Here is a 17,862-nt window from a genome sequence, read left to right as displayed (position 1 = left end):
GGGTGGTCATTTTGCCCCGGAATTGGGTGGTCATTTTGAATTGGAATCAGGTGCTCACTTTAAATTGGAATTGGGTGGTCAATATCACTGGAATTTGCATTTGGATCCCCTAGACTTTCCAGAGCAATTGTTTTATCATTAATTTCAATAATAAGAGAAAAATCTGCCGAAAGGTGATTTACATCTTTTGAAGCGTGAATAACGTTATGATTAGGGTACTGACTTAGTAATAAATTTGCTAATGCAAGGATAGTTCCTGATTTCCCTTTTCCTCCCGAATGCCAGATTGTTATAATTGTGTTCATGTTATTTGATTTCTAAATAAGTAAAATGTTCGCGGAAATGAACCATCAAAATTTCAATAAATCTTCCTGTAATATATCCTTTTGTAGCATGATCGGGTTCGTTTTTATTCCACCATCTTATTTCAAAAGCAATATGATCTGATTTGATAGACGGCTTTGGCATTGCTTTTTCATTCCACTGGTCTGGAGTATGCGTATAAAGAGTTTCTCCTTTATCATTTTTGACGATGTTCCAAGTTTTTAAATCCCCATCATTGATTTTTTTATTTATACGCTTGTTTAAATCTCCAGGATTATCGGTGTAGGTTTTTATTATCATAATTATTTAAAAAGGTTCTTTTTTTACTAATCGTTATCTGTATTAAAAATTATTTTCTATCAATTAGAGCCTCATAAATGAGATATCTTAAGTATTCTTTGGCATCGATTTCTAAACCTTCTAAAAGCATTAATTTGTTGAAGGTTTCTAAAAGTTGGGTTGTCGTTTTTATTTCTTTAAAAAGAATTCCGGTTAATTCCTGTTTAAACATTTTGATTTGATCCGTATTTGAATTATTAATTTTGGTTCTCACCAGATGAACAATCTGTTTATGATCTTTCAGGTTGGTAATCACTTCTGCTTCTTTAAACAGCTCTTCAAAGTTTTTCTTTGATTTGACAAAGTCTTCCAAGTTTGCAAACGCTTTTTTTGGACCAGTACCATGAGTAATTGATAAGACTTTGGTTTTGATATCTTTTGGTTTTATAAAAAGCCTTTGTTCGGTATTATTCGTATCTTTAAAAATTATGGAGCAGATATTTGAGAATTTCAAAGCTTCCCTTTTAATTTCATCATTTGAAACCTGAAGTGCATTTTCGAATAACCCAACTCCTTTTAATTCTTTAGTCTCGGAGGTTTTAAAAAACATTCTGATAAACGATTCGTTATATTCAAACGAAAGCAAATCATAATTCACTTTGGAGGACTGCATTTCGAAGTGAAGTTTTAAAAGCGCTATGACTACTGTTAAAGCATTATCGTAATTGTAGTATCTTTCTAAAGATATTATGGCTCTTAAATAAAAAGTATTATCTTCATTATCGTGAATGATTCTATACCTCTTGCAATGATGTTCCTTCGTTTTTAACAGTTCTAAATTCTGATCCAAAATATCTTTGAAACCTTTAACGATCAGTTTACAGGCATATTTGTCTATTTCATAAAGACTTGAAAAAAAATCTCTTTCACCTGAATGAATTGGATATGCTTTGAAAGAATCAATATTAAGATTATTAAGATATTGGTTAGTTGTAAGATTATTGAATTTAATCCCAAAACCTCCATCATAATCAAAATTTAAGTCCTTTAGGTCACTTATCAAGTCTTCTTTAACATATTTTTCATTTATGTTTTTAATCTTTGTGAAAAGTGATTTTGCCCCTTTTATATTTATTCTCGTGATATCATTTTGATCAATATTAAAATACTCTAAAATATCATTGTAATAATCGCTTTTTTTGATCAACTCCAATAATTCATTAATTTGAATTCCATCGTCTCCATTGAAGAAATTTTCTTTTTCAAGGTTTTGTTTTTTAAATTTTTCCATACATAAATTATTTTATTATTGAACTAGATGAGGATTTTAAAACTATTTGATTAAATTTCTACTTTTTATAAATTTTTTTAGATCAGTTTGGAGAATGTTAACTTAGTTTTTATGCTCCAAAAGATTAATTATTATTTGGATGTATTGTATTGTAAACTATCTTGATAGTTTCTAATTTTTTATTAAATTTCTCATAAACATAGTGATATGACATATAGAAAAAATTGGTATACATTCAACTTTAACAAAATATGTAGTTTTACTACTTATTTTGTTAAAGTTATATTATGATTAATCAATTATATTTTAGCCGGATGATCCGACGACTGTTGAATAGTATAATAATACCCTTGTTGGAAAGCCTTTTTGAGATATCATTTTTCTGGCAAAACTAATAAGTCTCAAGAAGCTTATATTACTTTATAGCGAGTTGTTTAATAAAGATATAGACTGAAACGTTAGGTTTTTTATACATAATTTTAAGGTTATAAAAGAATCCGAGGGAATCATAGACTTCGCACCGAATGAAATCCCAAATCCTATTATTCGTATGAAAAAGATCTAGAAGGGAATAGATTTACAGTCTTACCTAAAGAAGTCATTAAGTGGAATTTATTTAAACTTTCGATATTTTAACACATTATGCTTAAAAACTACCTTTTTTGTTAAAGATTAGTGACTTACAAACGACTAATCAATTTTAATCTATAAGTTCGTATTAGAATTCCCATTAATCATTTTTAAAACTAAGTGTGTGTGAAATTTTTTGAAATTTAGAGTCAGAATATTTATAATAACTAGCAAACATTATTAAAATTTTTGACTGTACTTAAATGATTCTTACAGATAAATATTTTATCATTAAAAACTGGGGATATGTTTGAGAGGAATGAGTCCAAAATTTATATTTTTCGAAAAAATTAGTGATTATCATTCTACCTTATTGGAAATGTTTATTAATGTAAATCATACTCGTGCAAATTTTCGTAGCGCTAAATTTTTTACTTTTTGTGGAAAATATGTACCATCCTATAATACGATAGAAGATAAATTTGTAATTATTGTTTTTATAATGATTTTGTAGCAAAGTTAGTGATTTACGAATGTTAGATATTGAATAGTAATTTGGTAGCAAAGATTTTACAGAAAAAATTATTTATTAAAAAATTATATTAACGGGACAAATAATAGAAGAAAGATTTTAAAATTATTGCATTACTATTTTTAATGGTTGTTCAGATGTTATAAACTTGATATTAAAACAGAAAAGTTTTCTGATTGATAAAAAATATTTTATATTTTGTAAGATAATTTTTAATTATGTAAATATTATATGATTTTAATCGCGCATATCTACCAGTATTTAAGCTGTTTTGTGTGATTTAGTCATATATATGAGGAAGTTCGAGGAGAAATTTTGACCGACTATATTGATTATTAAAGAGTAAAATAACATTACAAAGATGATGTCTCAAGGAAAAAATCAAGTAGTTTAAATAAAAAGGTTTTAAATTTATTTTAATCTGACAACGGGGCGGTACATTAACCAAATTTTAATAGTACCTAAAGTTATCGTCCTTTCGGTATTCCGAATTAATTTAATGGGAAGTAATTTCGTATATGAAAAAATTTGCACTTTTATTTAGCTTATTTATTTTTTTATTAGTTTCGTGTTCTAAAGAAGAATTACAAACAGAAAATACAGATTTAGTTGCATCTGAAATGTTAAACAATAAAAAAATTAGACAGAATCCAAATATTTTAAATTCTGATAAGTATCAAAAAATTGATGCTATCAATAAAGAAATAAACAAAAAAGGGATTTTTTATTTTGAAAAACAACAATCTTCTACTTATAAAGTAACTTCAACAAGAGGTTTATGGTATAGTGGAGGAGATTGTGCTACTTACGGTACTATTTATACAGATGATGTTTCAGGAGATACTATTTTTGTACCGGCAAGTGCTGCAACGCAATTACTAATGAATGTTTGTGGTTTAAGCAACGTCGCTAAAATTAAAGGTTAAAAATTATGATCAAAAATATTATTTACTGTACATTAATTATACTTTTAACAATAGGTTGTGCTCAGAAAAAATACCATTTAAAGAAAGATTTAATAAATTCTTCTAATTCTATATCCCTAGACGCGTATGAAAGCAAATATGAAACAAATAGAATAAAATCTAGAATAAATTCAATAGGATATAATAAAATTAGTTTAGATGGTAAAGAATATGATATCACTATGTTTAAATCTATTGTAGATACAATTAAAGATGATTATAGTATCGAAGTAGATAATAGTAAGAAAATCGTCAAAATCATCAGAAAACGTTGATAATAATTTGTTGGTATTTATTTCAAAGTAGTTTTTAGTCAAAAGAAAACTACTTTGATTTTTTATACCGACGAAAAAATTTAAAAGCAACAAAAAGATATAAAGATTAAAATTAAATCTCCTTAAGATTACAGTTTGTCAATATTTCGGGTTTTAAATAAGTAGTGTATGGTTTTATACTTGCTTCTGCAAAAAAAATTAATTATCAAGAATATAACAGCTCAAGTTCTTTGAATCTTTAAGCTACAATATATTCTATAGGATAGAATGGTAAACAAGCTAAAAGTACTAAAAAATTGATCGATTTGGATAACTTAATAAAAGTTATGTTAAATAATTTATAAGGGTGTTTAGTGAAATGATAGATATATTTTTTTGCTATAAAATATCAATATTTAAGTATTTACTGCAAGTAAATATATGCAATTGTTAAAGCATAGGTTATATTTTTAGGTAGATTTAGTTCTAAAATATTAAGGTTAAAGGTTTTTAAAATTTAAAATAAGACTATTGAAATTTTTTAATTTTAAAATTGGGTAAACCGAACAGATAACTACATAATAGCACCTTTTTGACAGAATTTCGTAACTTATTTATGCCTGTACTATATTTCTAATGAATTTTGGATTACTTTAAAGTTTTGTTTCTACATTATATTATGAGTCAAAACAAATGATAACAAAAGGATACTCAATTCTTCAACACCAAATAAGCAAGCCCAGGATCACCTAACAAACGCTCCATTTCAGACTGCATGATCTCTTGAAAATCCTGTTTTACCTGCAAATAATTTCGTTGTACCATTGCGGTATCAATCTTCCGAATTATCGCAATATCTTTATAATTAGCCTCTTCTTTTTTAGCGCATTATGATTTTAATTATTTCACAATGAATCTTTTTTAGATCAATTTTGCAGTTAGGATCATCGGCAACCATTCTGACAAATTTACCTGAACTTAGAGACGAAATTTTGGAAGGAGGGACGGCTGACTCTAATTGTTTGGAACGGCTGATGGAAGTTTTGCCGCTATTTAAAGATATCGATTCTCTGCCCTGCATAATTTTGCCAAAGCGCTCTGACAATTGCTTAGCTGTGTCACCATTAACTTGACCGCTCACAATATTTCCGGTGATGTTCATAATCACATCCGCTTGTTCTCGACCATAATCTTTACGAAGCTGACTGAAGTCTTGAATCCCCAAACAGGTAGCTACTTTATTGCCTTGGGCTGTGGTAATTAGACTGTCTATATTGTTGAGATAGATAGTAGGGAATTTATCAAAGATCAGACTACTTTTTAGTTTTCCTTTTGATTAACGAGTTTTACCAAACGAGAAACATATAGGGACAACACTGCACCATAAATTTGAATTTTCTGGTGATTGTTGCTTATACAGACAATCTTTGGTTCTTTCGGATTATTTATGTCTAATGTAAAGTCATTTCCTAATAAGACATAATACAATTGGGTCGACGAAAGTTGGGCCATTACAAATTTAGTGGAAGCAATTTGTCGCTCCAATTGTTCCATAGCATCTTTTAGATAAACAGAGGAATATTTAGAGATTAGGGTTAAAAAGTAAAGAGGTCAAAAATCTAGTATTAACTTTAGATTTTTGACCTCTTTTCAATATCATTTTGGATTTCTAAATAAGTTTGTACTCAACCGGACTTAATCCATTTCATTAACTCATGTCTGTAAAAATAAATGCGTTTACCTTGTTTATTGACGTGGATTTCCTTTTTTAAATACTTTACTATAGATTGTTGATACCGTTAGATTTAAAAGTTTTGATGCTTTTTGAATGTTTAGAATTTCGTCAATATTTTCTTCTACAATAGACAATCTTATAAAAAAGTTTTTCCAAATGCTCCAATTTATAATCAATTTTATTAATCATTACAGGTATTTGATCAAAAGTAAATGGCTTCATGGTGATCGGTTATTTAAATTTCACGTAAAAGTATTGACTACCGACTTTGGAGATAAAAGATATCCTTAAAAGAGACAGTTTGGCTTTTAATTTCTAATGGTTGCCGCTTACAAGACTATATGAATCCATTAAGGAGAAATGTTTGCTATAACTTTCGGTTTAGTAGCCCTGTCCGATCAGAAATTCCCAAGATAAAAAAATCAGAGGGCTACAAAGGACAGATTGTGATTTACTAGATGTGATGAAGAGTGTGCAAGATACAGAAGACCTAAATAAGTTAGGTGTGCAAGGTGATTTTCAAATTGGATAATTGGTAGTAAGGAAAAGTTGGCTTTTAATCTTTGTTGGGAGTTTGTCAATAAAGGTTCGTACGCACTAATACTTAATTAGGCAATTAGGACAGGCACATATCCTGCCTGCTCTTTTAAATCCTCACATCATGATACAAGTAGAACATAAAGACGGAAAAAATATAACAGTTACCAATTTCCCCGAAGCCTTAAAACAGGCAGACTATTTCACAGATTTTGCCAATACCCATAAATCCTTTAAGCGGTTTGACCAAGATCGGCAAGCCTATTGGTAAGACCTCTATGAGAAGTTACTACTGTTTTTAAAGGTAACCATGGACTAAGTAAAAAAAATCTGAGAAGTCCTAGAGGGAATAGTACAAATGGATCGTTTTGTTTATTAGAATAATTTATTAAAAGACTATTTCTAGCGTAGTTCCATTTTCTGAACTTGAAGTAATTTTTAATTCACCCTGTAATATTTTGGTTCTGTCTTTGATGTTTTTTAACCCTATTCCGTATTTTACTTTTTCAGGATTAAAACCAATACCGTTATCCCAAATGCGAATGGTTATTTTATCTCCTGTCTTTAGTAGCATTATGAAACATCTTTCAGCTTGTGAATATTTATTACTATTTTGTATGGCTTCTTGTATGATTCGATAAATATGTATTTTGTTTGCACTCGTTACGGCCGACCAATCGATATATTTATCTACAGATAGATCAAAGTTAGTATTGTATTGGTTTTGTTGCGCATCGATTAAGGATATCAGAATCTCAGGTAAACTTTTATCGTCAAAAAGAAGATTTTGAGTCAAATCATGGGAAACTTTTCTTATTTCTTGCTCTGTTTTTTCAAGTTCATTTATTAGTTCCTGCTTTTTATTAGGAGAAGTCGATTCTAATTGCATTAAATTAAATCGGGTGGTAAAAACGCTATTTACTATGCCGTCATGTAATTCCATCGCTATGCGGTTTCTTTCTTCATTTCTTGCTTGTTCCGTTTCAGATTGCTGTGCCAGCATCAGCTGATATATTTTTTCATTTGCTTCTTGCTGTTCTTTAATAAATATTAACTCTTTGTTTTTCGATTTTAGACGATATAAAGAGAAAAAGCCCCCTAATAAAATTATTATGATTCCAGACCCAAAAATAATGGAGGTATTTTTTTTGGATAGTATTTCATTTTTTTCCTCTATTAAGTCCGTTTCATAGGCTATTCTAGCAAATTTATTTCGGGTAATTCGCTCCACATTTTGAATGCTATCATTTTCTTTGATGTATAAATTGGAATAATAGATTTTGTTTTTGGAGTCATTTTCAGTTAACAATTTTAAAGATTGAATGATATCGTAATTACTTTTAATTTTTTTTGATAATGAAAGTCCTTCTTTTAAATATATTAATGCTTTAGTAGTATCCTTTTTGTAGAGATAATATTCTCCAATCCTTATTTTACTAGCCACAATACCTGGTAATATTTGAAGACTGTCTCGGATTTTTAAAGATTCAAAAAACAAAGTATCGACGCCGTCATTCAACCCTAATTTCATTTTTGAATATCCAAGATTGCTCACTAACATGGCATATAATTTCGGATAATCATGTTTTAAACTTTTAGTTTTTAGACCCATTTCATATAATTGAATAGCCTCTTCATATTTCCCCATTTTCTCATAGACTCTACCCATATTATTATAACAAGAGGTTCTTGAATTTATAATTTTATCTTGTGGATAATTTTCAATTTCTAATTTATCCAATTGTTTTATAGCTAATCTAAAATATTCCAGAGATTTAGTATAATTATTTAGCTCTTTTAATGAAATGGCAATCGTATTATGACATTCATAAATCAATCTGGTATTGCTAGTTTTTGATAGTAACCTTAAAGCCGCTATTGCTTCAATTTCACTTTCGATATAGTTTCCTGCTTCGTATAATATTCCTGCTTTATAGAGTGAAACTCTACCTGAATTTAAAGTGTCTTTTATTTTAGTGTAAATTTTTTCTGATTGTGAATAGTAGTAAAAAGCACTGTCCAATTGTGTTTTATCCTGATAATACTCTCCTGTATAGTATAATGATTTTGCTATTTGAGTACTATCTTTATCCTTAACAGATAAACTATGAACCTCTCTTGTTGCATTTAGATACTTATCAAGTGAATTATTATCATAATATTTAATAGCAAGTTTAAAGTATGAATTTCTTGTAATAGAATCGTTTTTAGAATTCCGTAATTTTTGGTAAATAACTTCCATGTATTTTTTCTCTTCATCGATTTTCAACGAGTTACTGTCCATCTTTTCAAAAAGCTTTACAATGTCATCACGTTTTTCAAACTCAACTTTCTTGTTCTGACAAGATACCAATAGCAGAACTAAATGAACAATTATAGCTATCTTTAATTTCGTTTTCAATTTTTAAAATTTTATAAATCGAATCAAAAATAAAGATTAAAAACCAGACAATCATATTTAAAATTTATTGTCTGGTTTCTATTGTAATTTCTATCCCTTAGTCTTGTCTTTACTATCATCGCCATTATAAAGGCTGGTCGAATTTGTTATATTCAGTGAGTCTTTAATTTCAACTGAAAGGATTTCAGGATTAATTTTATTTGTAAAGTCTTTGGTTTCATCAATAGCATCTGATGTGCAGGATGATACAATAATAGCTGCAACACAGCTCATAGCAATTAATAGCTTTTTCATAAAAAGTGTTTAAAAAATTAGAAATATTTTACACAGGTACTGATCCAAAATGGAGTACCTTTTTTTAAGAAAAGCTGGGAAATAGCTATTCTGATAATATTGAGAATGACACCGCATAAAGGCAGATTTTCCCCATTCTCAATATTTATTTAAAAGCTTCTGTTGCGTTATAACTGGGGCAAATTAACGGGTAAAAAACCGTGTTGTTTTCTGTTTTTGGGAGGTTATAGTGAACCAGATTACTACAATAGTTTAAGAGTGAATCTAAATGGTGAAACCATGTATTTTGAGAAAGAAATTTTATCAGGACTAAATATTTGTTTTTCTGATAATGGCATCAATATTATCCCTATAGGTTAGTGAGAAGGGTAGAATTTCATTGTAATTAAGGTAGCATTTTGATTTGCTGAAATGTATTCTGGATACATGATTAATGTTGACAATGTAACTTTTATGAATTCGCAAAAAATGGAATGGTAAAGTATTCTCAAAATGCTTTAAAGTCTTATAAGCATTTACGGTTTTGCCATTGTATAATTGAATGTCTGTTGTGTTGTTGTCCGCTTTTAAATAGGCAATATCTTGTAGCGCCACAAATTGATAATCGCTATAGGATTTAATGCAAATAGTTGTGATGCTGGCGGGTGGATTTCTTTTTTCAAACCTAAAAAGACTTTTTCCTAATTGATGCAAGAGCAATGGGTCTACTATATAGTCGGAAAATCCCGATTGAATAGCTTCAAGGGCATAATCTGGAGATGAAGCCAATCCGATAAAATAGGGCACTGTGTCAACATATTGGAATAGTTCAGATATCGTTGTGAATGATAAATTCCCTTCATTAGATTTGATAGGAATTCTTTTCAATACGAGTTGTGGTTTTACTTTTATAATTTGATTTATGGCAGTTTGACTATCTTTGACAATACCAACACAAAAATAATTTGGGAAATTTTCGAAGAGCTCTAAAGTTTCCTTAATTGTGGTTGTGTTATCGTCAATAATGAGAAAAGAAAAACGCATACTGTAGATCTAAAATAAGAGTATTGCAATCTAGACAAGTGCCTATTTTTTTTGTTGCAGAAAAACTACCTATTTTGTTAAAGTTAAATAATCCAATCCATGAATATTTTTTTAGTAGATGATCATCCGATGACTGTAGAAGGCTATAGTAATGCTCTTTTAGCAACTCATTTTGGATTGCGTAACCCTATTTTTACAAAAGCTTATAGTTGTGAAGAGGCCTATGCTACTTTGTTAAAAAAAATATCTCTAAATGAATTATTTGATATAGCCATTATTGATAAAGGCTTACCGGGTTATGATACTAAATCTATCTTATCTGGTAGTGATTTAGCCATTTTAATACGAGAAAAGATGCCTAATTGTAAAATTATTATGATTACTGCCCATACCGAAGTTATCATAGTTTATGATATAGTTAAAAAAGTTCGACCTGAAGGACTGATCATAAAAAACGATATTACACCTGAGAAATTGCAACAAGCCGTAATAGATATCATTGCAGGGGAGCAGTATTATAGTACTATTGTAAAAAGATGCATCAATGAAATATGGAAAAAAGAATTAATGATTGAAGATTATAACCGTCAAATTCTTCTCTATTTGTCAAAGGGCTTTAAAATAAAAGAGCTTGAAAGTATTATACATCTTACTACAAGTACTATTCAAAAACGTATTATCCGCATGAAAAAAGCTTTTGATGTTACAGACGATACTGGTCTGGTAAAAGAAGCCATAAAACAAGGATTTATTTAATACTTCTTCTGAAATTTTAACATATTTTACTCAAAAACAACCTTCTTTGTTAAAGGTTGTTATCGCTGTATCTACATTCTAAATTCTTCTTTATATTTTCGGCAGGGAATTATCTTACATTCGTTTTTTTTATAAACCAAGTGCACGTGGCGGATTGAAGAGGATGATTGAGAGAAAATTTTTATTGAGTAAAAAAAAATATTAATCATTTAAAAGATCAGAAAAGATGTCTTTAAAAGAAAAATTAAAATTAGCAGATTTTGAAAGTAGTTATGAAAAACTTTCAAAAAGTAACCTTTCAAAAATTTTTGGTGGGTCTTCATGTACAACAGGTTCAAGTTCAGGGTGTGATGCTACAGCTGTATGTACTTGTCCTAAAAAACCACCAGTAATAAAGCAGATAGTATCTGACAACTAACTATTTTTGGCAGAGGTTATCATAATCAATGATCACCTCTGTTTTTTTAGCTTAACTTATAAATTCCAATGATAATTTTTTACAAAAATAGAATATGTTTAAATTTAATTTAGATGAGAATATAGATAGTAGTTTTATTGAGGCAGATTATTTCTATTCCATTTACCAGACGAATGATTTTTTGGAAAAAAAAATAGCTACTATGTTATTAGATATTGAATGCTATTTGGAAGATTCCAATTATTTCAAAGAGCAAATAAAAAATCAAATTATAATATTTTTAAAAGATAATTTTTTATCTTTTGTACTTGTTCATGAGTATGAAATTGCAATAAAAAGTTCAATTTTAGAAGAATTGAAAGAAGAGGATAATTTTAAAAATTTTATTATACTTACATCAACTAAAGATTGGCTTGAATATTTTTTTGAGAAATATCCAATAATTGAAACCCGAATTGAAAATTTTATAAATAAAGCTGTTTCATATTTATTATTTTTTTTAAACAAAATTAAATCCGATTATTCCTCTTTTGATTTGAGTTTTCGCATTAAAAGCAAAATAAAAGACGTAAAATTGTTTTTAGGAGATCTTCACAATGAAAATAAATATGTATTGAGAATAGATTTTTCAGAAAATACTTCTTTATTTTTTAAACCAAGAAATTTTTATAATGAGATGTTTTTCGAGAAGGTAGTCAATTATTATAACCAACTTTCGTCAGGAATATGTTTTATTATTCCAAAATCAATTTCAAAAGAAGATTATTGTTGGGTAAGTCAACTTGAATACAAAAACGAATTCAATAAAGAAGAAGAAGTTTCTGATTTTTTTTACAATCAAGGAAAATTATTATTTATATTCCATTTATTAGGTTCGACAGATATTATACCGGATAATTTAATTATTTCTAACAATAATCCAGGGTACTTTGATTTAGAATGCTTAATATCAAAACCAAAGTTATTATTAAAAGAGAGTCTCAAATATATGTTTGAAGAAAGTGTTATGAAAATTGGAATGCTACCTGATTGGATGATAAATAACACTTTTGAAAGAGATATTTTATCATCAACCTTTTTTGCTCTCAATTCGCAAGTAATTAAATCGAAGGTTTGGAAAAAAAACTTGAAAAATTTTGAATATATAAACTCAATTGAAGTCTTTTCTAAAGAAGAAGATAAACATTTACCAAAATTAAATAATAGCCTAATTGAATTAAATGAAAGTAGTATAGATAAAGTAATAGAAGGCTTTACTTATCTTTATGATTTAACAATAACAAAACGAGAGCAAATAAAAATTTTTTTTTCTGCGAATTCAGATTTTCTAAATAATAAGTTTAGAGTTATTTTGCATCCGACTTCAATTTATTCTTTGTTGTATAGAGAAATAAATATACCCGAATATTTACAGAATAAGGCAGATATAGATTCGATCATTGAAAATCTAGTTGAAGTTTCAAAAACGGATAATTATTTGATTGATAAAAATACCTTAGTTCAATCAATTAAAGACCAAATATTTCAACTTGACATCCCATATTATTGGTTTGATGCAAAAGGAATATTGTATGATGGACACAACAAAATTATTAGCAATGATTGGAAGTTTAATTCTACAGAATTTATTATTGAAAGACTAGAAAATTTATCTGATTCTAATTTAAGATTCCAGTCGGAAATTATTCGAAAATCTTGTGAACTTGCTTTAGAAATAAAAGAAGTTAAATTTGGAAAAATTAGTTCAATTGATTCTGATAAAGAATGTTTTATTAAAGGAATGAATTACAATAGCAAATCTGATTTATTGAGGAATAAATTATTAAAATCTGCTATTAAGATTGGAGAAGCATTAAATAACAATCTTTTTGAAAGAAATGATAAAATTAACTGGATCTCTAAAGTTAGAGACCCAGCTGATGGAAGATACAATATTTCATTACTTAACTATGATTTATATGATGGTCAGTCAGGTGTTGCATTATTCTATTTGTATCTCCACAAGTATTCAAAGGTATTAAGTTTTAGAGACAATGCGTTAAAAATATACAATCAGTTAGAAGAGGCTACAAAATCTAGGTTGCAAAGTGATTATTATAAAAATATATCCGAAGAATCTTTAAGTGATTTTCCTATTTCACCATATTCTTATCCAATGAGTTTTGTGTATTTGAGTATTCACATAAAAGAAGTTTTGGGAGATGAGTATGTCAATTGGGATACTATTGATGGTATTTTTGATGAAATATTAACAATTATACCACAAATAAAAAATTGTGATTACTTACTAGGTTTATCTGGTTTAGTAGATTTTTTATTGAATATGAAAAAAGAAATCAATATAAAAAAATTAGCATCTAAAATTGATGAAATAATTGTCATTTCATTGATGAAAATATCAAATGAAGCAGATGTAACATCAAGTTATGCCTCATGGGCATTTAATGATTTTGGAACTGAAGGTAAAAATAGATTGGGTGGTTTTTCACACGGGACTGCAGGTATATCTTATGTTTTATTTAAGGCATCTGTCCTATTGAAAAATGAAGATTTAAAGAAAACAGCAACACTTGCTTTAAACTTCGATAGGAGTTTTTTTGATGATGAAATCATAGGTTGGTTAGATCGACGAGATTTAGGAGAAACTTTTGACTCAGGGTCATGGTGTCACGGATCGGGAGGTATTGGACTTGGGAGATTACTGACCAGACAATTTTTTAATGATGATTTGTTAGAGAAAGAAATTAATATTGCTAAAAACAATCTATTGAAAAAGGGGTTTTTAGGAAACCAATGTATTTGCCATGGAGATTTTGGCAATCTAGAAATACTAAGAGCTTTAAATGATGAAAAGGAGATTGACGATTATGTCTGGAATTATTTAGATAAATTATGTGATGAATTTAGCGAAAACAAAACTTTTAAATGCGGTGATGGAGGACAAATGGAACTATTAGGGTTATTTATGGGTTACAGTGGATTCGGTTATCAAATGTTACGCTTTTATGATTGGAAAAATACTCCTAGTGTCTTATGTTTAGAAACCCCAAATACCTTAAATGATGAATTGCATCAATAACATTATTAAACTTTTAATACTACTTTTTAGTTTACAATCTTTTTCCCAAAAAATTGAAACAAAACTTGCTGGTGGAATTAATGTAAAAGATCAAAATATTAACTCTGTTTTCAATTTATGGAAAAATTACCTATCTGCAAATCCAGATAAGATTTATGACAACCCTTTTTGGAATGATTTAGAGAAAAAGAAATATAAAAGTTATGACTTATTAAAATCAGAAGGTTTTTTAAATCCATCACTTTATGCATTAGAGCCGAATAATATGGTTTTATATATAAAAGAGGCTGGAGATGACTATTTAATTCATTCAATGTATTACTGGATTAATGAAGATAGTACATTTAATCCTTTAGCCATAACAAATGTGGTAGCAAAAAAAGAAAATGGTAATTTTAAATTATATAATTATTTGCCTTTATATACTGTAGGATGGAAAAGTAAGCAAATTGGAATTATTGATTATCATTTTCATGAAGATTATGTATTTGATGAAGATGAGGCTTTAAAAGCTAATAATCTCTTGAAAAAGTTAAATGAATTATTTGATTTGAATTTAATAAATGTAACATATTATATAGCAAGAAACTGTGATGAAATTCACAAAATGAAGGGCTATGACTATATAGTTTCTATGGGGCGAACTCCCAATTTATGTGGTTTTTATGATGATTTAAATAATATTGTTTACTCAAATGCTAAAGTGGGAGAATATCACATGCATGAATTAATTCATGTGATAAATAATAAGTATATAAATGCGAATTACTTATTGTTATCAGGATTGAGCGTATATACTAATGATAAAAACTGTTATCTAGGCAAGCCATTTATATATCATGTCTCAAAAATTCAAAAATATTTAGATATAAATCCAGACACGGATTTAACTAATTTTGAAGATTTACCTCAAGTATTTGGCACAGATTCTTACTATTTTGTTGGTGCGTTAATTACAGATATTATTTTAGAAAAAGGAGGAATAAATCTTTTAAAAGAAGGCTTACAAAGCGGTAAAGAAGATAAATATTTGCTAGACTTTATAATGAATAAAATGAAAATTAATAAAATTGAATTAAATATTTTAATTAAGAATAAGTTGAAATCAACTAATAAATCACAAAAATTCACTTTTCTTATTAATTATTAAAAATAATATTTAATCCATTAAAACATTTCATTGAAAAAATTCCCTAGTTATTTACAAACTGAATTCAAAGATTGTGGGCCAACCTGCTTAAAAATTATTGCAAAGCATTATGGTAAATTACTCAATATTCAGACTTTAAGAAGTTTATCTGAAACTACTCGAGCAGGTAGTAATTTATTACATTTAAGTGATGCAGCCGAAAAATTTGGTTTTAGAACACTTGGAGTAAAACTAAATATTATTAAATTAGAAGAAGTGCCCTTGCCATGTATTTTGCATTGGAATAAAGTACACTATGTTGTACTTTATAAAATAAATAAAAAATATTATGTATCCGATCCAGCTATCGGACTATTGAAATATACTAAAGAAGAATTTATAAAATTCTGGATTGGTAATCAAGCTGATGAATCCAGTAAAGAAGGGATTGTTCTATTATTAGAACCTACTCCAAATTTTTATCAATCAAATTGGGATAGATCTGAAAAACACAAATTTAGCTTTAGTCTATTATTCAAATATATATTGCCCTATAAATCATTTATAATTCAGCTAATTATTGGTTTATTTGCGGGGAGTTTATTACAACTTGTATTTCCATTTCTCACACAAAGTATAGTAGATGTGGGCATTCAAAATCAGAATATTAGTTTCATTTATTTAATATTATTTGCTCAATTATTTTTATTTTTTGGAAAAACTGCATTAGAACTTATTCGAAGTTGGATACTATTGCATCTTTCTACAAGAATAAATATTTCATTGATTTCTGATTTTTTCATAAAATTAATGAATCTTCCTATATCTTTTTTTGATGTTCGCATGATGGGCGATATCATGCAACGTATAAACGATCATCATCGTATAGAGCGTATAATTACAACTTCTTCTTTGAACGTGATGTTTTCAGTCATCAATATGTTCATTATGGGGGGCATTTTAGCATATTATAATTTGAAAATTTTTATCGTTTTTTTTATTGGAAGTTTTTTCTACTTTCTTTGGATTATACTGTTTTTAAAGCGAAGAGAAAAATTAGATTACAAACGATTTTCTGCAGTTTCTCAGGAACAAAGTAAGGTTTTTGAACTTATTAATGGGATGCAAGAAATTAAACTTCACAATGCTGAAAAACAAAAGCGTTGGGGCTGGGAGTATGTACAGGCACAATTATTTAAAGTTTCTATAAAAAGTTTATTATTGGAGCAAACCCAAAATATAGGCTCCAATTTTATTAATGAATTAAAAAATATTATTATCATCTTTCTTTCTGCAAAATTAGTTATTGATGGTCAAATTACTCTAGGAATGATGCTGGCAATAACAAGTATAGTTGGTAGTTTAAACGGTCCAATAATACAGCTAATCGAATTTATTAGGGAGATACAAGATGCTAAAATATCATTAGCCCGATTATCAGAAATTCATGAGAAAGAAGATGAAACGCAGCAGGAAGAAACGCAAACCCATTATATTCCAGAAAACAAGGATATTTTAATAACTGATTTGTCATTTAGATATATTGGAACGGAAAGGAATGTTTTAGATAATCTAAACCTAACTATTCCTGCAAATAAAATTACTGCAATTGTAGGTACAAGCGGGAGTGGAAAAACGACACTTATGAAATTATTACTTAAATTTTATGAACCTAACGAAGGGAATATTAGTATTGGAAACCTTAAACTCTCAAACATAGCTCAAAAAACATGGCGTTCAAACATTGGAGCCGTCATGCAAGAAGGATTTATTTTCAATGATACTATTGCTAGTAATATTGCTATTGGTGTAGATGAAATTAATAAAGAACGACTCGTTTACGCAGCTGATGTGGCTAATATTAAAAACTTTATACAAGATTATCCTTTAAGTTATAATACTAAGATTGGAATGGAGGGTGTCGGAATGAGTACAGGGCAAAAACAACGGTTACTGATTGCAAGAGCTGTTTATAAAAATCCTGAAATGTTATTTTTTGATGAAGCTACTTCGGCACTTGATGCTAATAATGAAAAAGAAATTATGGAAAAATTAGATATTTTCTTTAAAAACAAAACTGTGGTTGTGATAGCGCATCGGTTAAGTACTGTTATGAATGCCGACCAGATTGTAGTCCTCGAAAAAGGTAAAATTGTTGAAATAGGAAGTCATTCAGCATTGGTTGAACAAAGAGGAAATTATTTTGAATTAGTTAGAAATCAATTGCAATTAGGAAATTAACATTTTAGACAAGTTCAATATGATAAATAATTTT

Annotated in this window: 16 protein-coding genes; 8 read left to right on the top strand and 8 right to left on the bottom strand. The window is 28.3% G+C overall.

All coding sequences use genetic code 11. From position 1 onward, the window contains the following. Positions 1-59: 59 nt before the first annotated feature. The 3 genes from DR980_RS15545 to DR980_RS15535 are packed head-to-tail and all read right to left on the bottom strand — an operon-like array spanning position 60 to position 1,894. Positions 60-305 (bottom strand): hypothetical protein, encoded by a 246-nt coding sequence (locus DR980_RS15545; RefSeq protein ID WP_113637812.1) that lies wholly within the window; start codon positions 303-305, stop codon positions 60-62. 1 nt (position 306) lies between these two features. After that, entirely contained in the window at positions 307-624 is a 318-nt protein-coding gene (locus DR980_RS15540; RefSeq protein WP_113637810.1) for a hypothetical protein, read from the bottom strand. Between the two features lie 49 nt (positions 625-673). After that, the gene (locus DR980_RS15535; RefSeq protein WP_113637808.1) at positions 674-1,894 is read right to left on the bottom strand and encodes a hypothetical protein; all 1,221 of its coding nucleotides are present in this window, start codon (positions 1,892-1,894) and stop codon (positions 674-676) included. A 1,620-nt stretch (positions 1,895-3,514) separates the two neighbouring features. Here DR980_RS15535 and DR980_RS15525 point away from each other — a divergent pair. After that, on the top strand, positions 3,515-3,922 hold the full coding sequence (locus DR980_RS15525; RefSeq protein ID WP_113637804.1) for a hypothetical protein: 408 nt from the start codon (positions 3,515-3,517) through the stop codon (positions 3,920-3,922). Positions 3,923-3,927: 5 nt separating this feature from the next. Next, positions 3,928-4,236, top strand: a complete 309-nt coding sequence (locus DR980_RS15520) for a hypothetical protein (RefSeq protein WP_113637801.1) — start codon at positions 3,928-3,930, stop codon at positions 4,234-4,236. 859 nt (positions 4,237-5,095) lie between these two features. Here DR980_RS15520 and DR980_RS16665 read toward each other — a convergent pair. Together DR980_RS16665 and DR980_RS16660 are read right to left on the bottom strand one after the other, a co-directional pair. After that, positions 5,096-5,476 carry a TraM recognition domain-containing protein gene (locus DR980_RS16665; RefSeq protein ID WP_317047952.1) on the bottom strand — a complete coding sequence of 127 codons (381 nt, stop codon included), beginning with the start codon at positions 5,474-5,476 and terminating at the stop codon, positions 5,096-5,098. A 59-nt stretch (positions 5,477-5,535) separates the two neighbouring features. After that, the gene (locus tag DR980_RS16660; RefSeq protein ID WP_315166268.1) at positions 5,536-5,769 is read right to left on the bottom strand and encodes a hypothetical protein; all 234 of its coding nucleotides are present in this window, start codon (positions 5,767-5,769) and stop codon (positions 5,536-5,538) included. A gap of 842 nt (positions 5,770-6,611) precedes the next feature. Here DR980_RS16660 and DR980_RS16395 point away from each other — a divergent pair. Further along, positions 6,612-6,758: a hypothetical protein gene (locus DR980_RS16395; RefSeq protein ID WP_167400575.1), complete on the top strand. Its 147-nt coding sequence runs from the start codon at positions 6,612-6,614 to the stop codon at positions 6,756-6,758. A 117-nt stretch (positions 6,759-6,875) separates the two neighbouring features. Here the strand turns inward: DR980_RS16395 and DR980_RS15510 are convergent, their stop codons facing one another. The 3 genes from DR980_RS15510 to DR980_RS15500 all read right to left on the bottom strand — a co-directional run bounded on the left by DR980_RS15510 (position 6,876) and on the right by DR980_RS15500 (position 10,205). Next, complete coding sequence (locus tag DR980_RS15510) at positions 6,876-8,888, bottom strand: tetratricopeptide repeat-containing sensor histidine kinase (RefSeq protein ID WP_146779255.1); 2,013 nt, start codon at positions 8,886-8,888, stop codon at positions 6,876-6,878. A 90-nt stretch (positions 8,889-8,978) separates the two neighbouring features. Beyond that, complete coding sequence (locus tag DR980_RS15505; protein ID WP_113637797.1) at positions 8,979-9,182, bottom strand: hypothetical protein; 204 nt, start codon at positions 9,180-9,182, stop codon at positions 8,979-8,981. Positions 9,183-9,491: 309 nt separating this feature from the next. Next, positions 9,492-10,205 (bottom strand): LytR/AlgR family response regulator transcription factor, encoded by a 714-nt coding sequence (locus DR980_RS15500; RefSeq protein WP_113637795.1) that lies wholly within the window; start codon positions 10,203-10,205, stop codon positions 9,492-9,494. 99 nt (positions 10,206-10,304) lie between these two features. Between DR980_RS15500 and DR980_RS15495 the strand changes: the two genes are divergently transcribed. From DR980_RS15495 to DR980_RS15475, 5 genes are all read left to right on the top strand, one after another. Beyond that, positions 10,305-10,961 (top strand): response regulator, encoded by a 657-nt coding sequence (locus tag DR980_RS15495; RefSeq protein ID WP_113637793.1) that lies wholly within the window; start codon positions 10,305-10,307, stop codon positions 10,959-10,961. 226 nt (positions 10,962-11,187) lie between these two features. Then, positions 11,188-11,379 (top strand): hypothetical protein, encoded by a 192-nt coding sequence (locus tag DR980_RS15490; RefSeq protein ID WP_113637791.1) that lies wholly within the window; start codon positions 11,188-11,190, stop codon positions 11,377-11,379. Positions 11,380-11,473: 94 nt separating this feature from the next. Then, positions 11,474-14,458, top strand: coding sequence for a type 2 lanthipeptide synthetase LanM (gene lanM / locus DR980_RS15485; protein WP_113637789.1), 2,985 nt, complete (start codon positions 11,474-11,476; stop codon positions 14,456-14,458). Beyond that, positions 14,439-15,608 carry a hypothetical protein gene (locus DR980_RS15480; protein ID WP_146779254.1) on the top strand — a complete coding sequence of 390 codons (1,170 nt, stop codon included), beginning with the start codon at positions 14,439-14,441 and terminating at the stop codon, positions 15,606-15,608. The genes lanM and DR980_RS15480 overlap by 20 nt, the downstream gene beginning before the upstream one ends. A gap of 30 nt (positions 15,609-15,638) precedes the next feature. Continuing rightward, positions 15,639-17,828 (top strand): peptidase domain-containing ABC transporter, encoded by a 2,190-nt coding sequence (locus DR980_RS15475; RefSeq protein ID WP_113637785.1) that lies wholly within the window; start codon positions 15,639-15,641, stop codon positions 17,826-17,828. The last annotated feature ends 34 nt before the right edge of the window (positions 17,829-17,862 follow it).

Source organism: Flavobacterium psychrolimnae, from assembly GCF_003312425.1.
GTDB classification, from domain to species: domain Bacteria; phylum Bacteroidota; class Bacteroidia; order Flavobacteriales; family Flavobacteriaceae; genus Flavobacterium; species Flavobacterium psychrolimnae.
Note: the sequence above shows the minus strand (reverse complement) of the source record. Positions and strands in the feature narration are given on the sequence as shown.

What these genes read in the sequence shown, in the direction of transcription:
- DR980_RS15495 (WP_113637793.1), top strand. Translation starts at nt 10,305, where the DNA reads ATGAATATTTTTTTAGTAGATGATCATCCGATGACTGTAGAAGGCTAT.
- lanM (WP_113637789.1), top strand. Translation starts at nt 11,474, where the DNA reads ATGTTTAAATTTAATTTAGATGAGAATATAGATAGTAGTTTTATTGAG.
- DR980_RS15545 (WP_113637812.1), bottom strand. Translation starts at nt 305, where the DNA reads ATGAACACAATTATAACAATCTGGCATTCGGGAGGAAAAGGGAAATCA.
- DR980_RS15525 (WP_113637804.1), top strand. Translation starts at nt 3,515, where the DNA reads ATGAAAAAATTTGCACTTTTATTTAGCTTATTTATTTTTTTATTAGTT.
- DR980_RS15540 (WP_113637810.1), bottom strand. Translation starts at nt 624, where the DNA reads ATGATAATAAAAACCTACACCGATAATCCTGGAGATTTAAACAAGCGT.
- DR980_RS15480 (WP_146779254.1), top strand. Translation starts at nt 14,439, where the DNA reads ATGATGAATTGCATCAATAACATTATTAAACTTTTAATACTACTTTTT.
- DR980_RS15535 (WP_113637808.1), bottom strand. Translation starts at nt 1,894, where the DNA reads ATGGAAAAATTTAAAAAACAAAACCTTGAAAAAGAAAATTTCTTCAAT.
- DR980_RS15490 (WP_113637791.1), top strand. Translation starts at nt 11,188, where the DNA reads ATGTCTTTAAAAGAAAAATTAAAATTAGCAGATTTTGAAAGTAGTTAT.
- DR980_RS15505 (WP_113637797.1), bottom strand. Translation starts at nt 9,182, where the DNA reads ATGAAAAAGCTATTAATTGCTATGAGCTGTGTTGCAGCTATTATTGTA.
- DR980_RS15500 (WP_113637795.1), bottom strand. Translation starts at nt 10,205, where the DNA reads ATGCGTTTTTCTTTTCTCATTATTGACGATAACACAACCACAATTAAG.
- DR980_RS16395 (WP_167400575.1), top strand. Translation starts at nt 6,612, where the DNA reads ATGATACAAGTAGAACATAAAGACGGAAAAAATATAACAGTTACCAAT.
- DR980_RS15520 (WP_113637801.1), top strand. Translation starts at nt 3,928, where the DNA reads ATGATCAAAAATATTATTTACTGTACATTAATTATACTTTTAACAATA.
- DR980_RS16660 (WP_315166268.1), bottom strand. Translation starts at nt 5,769, where the DNA reads ATGGAACAATTGGAGCGACAAATTGCTTCCACTAAATTTGTAATGGCC.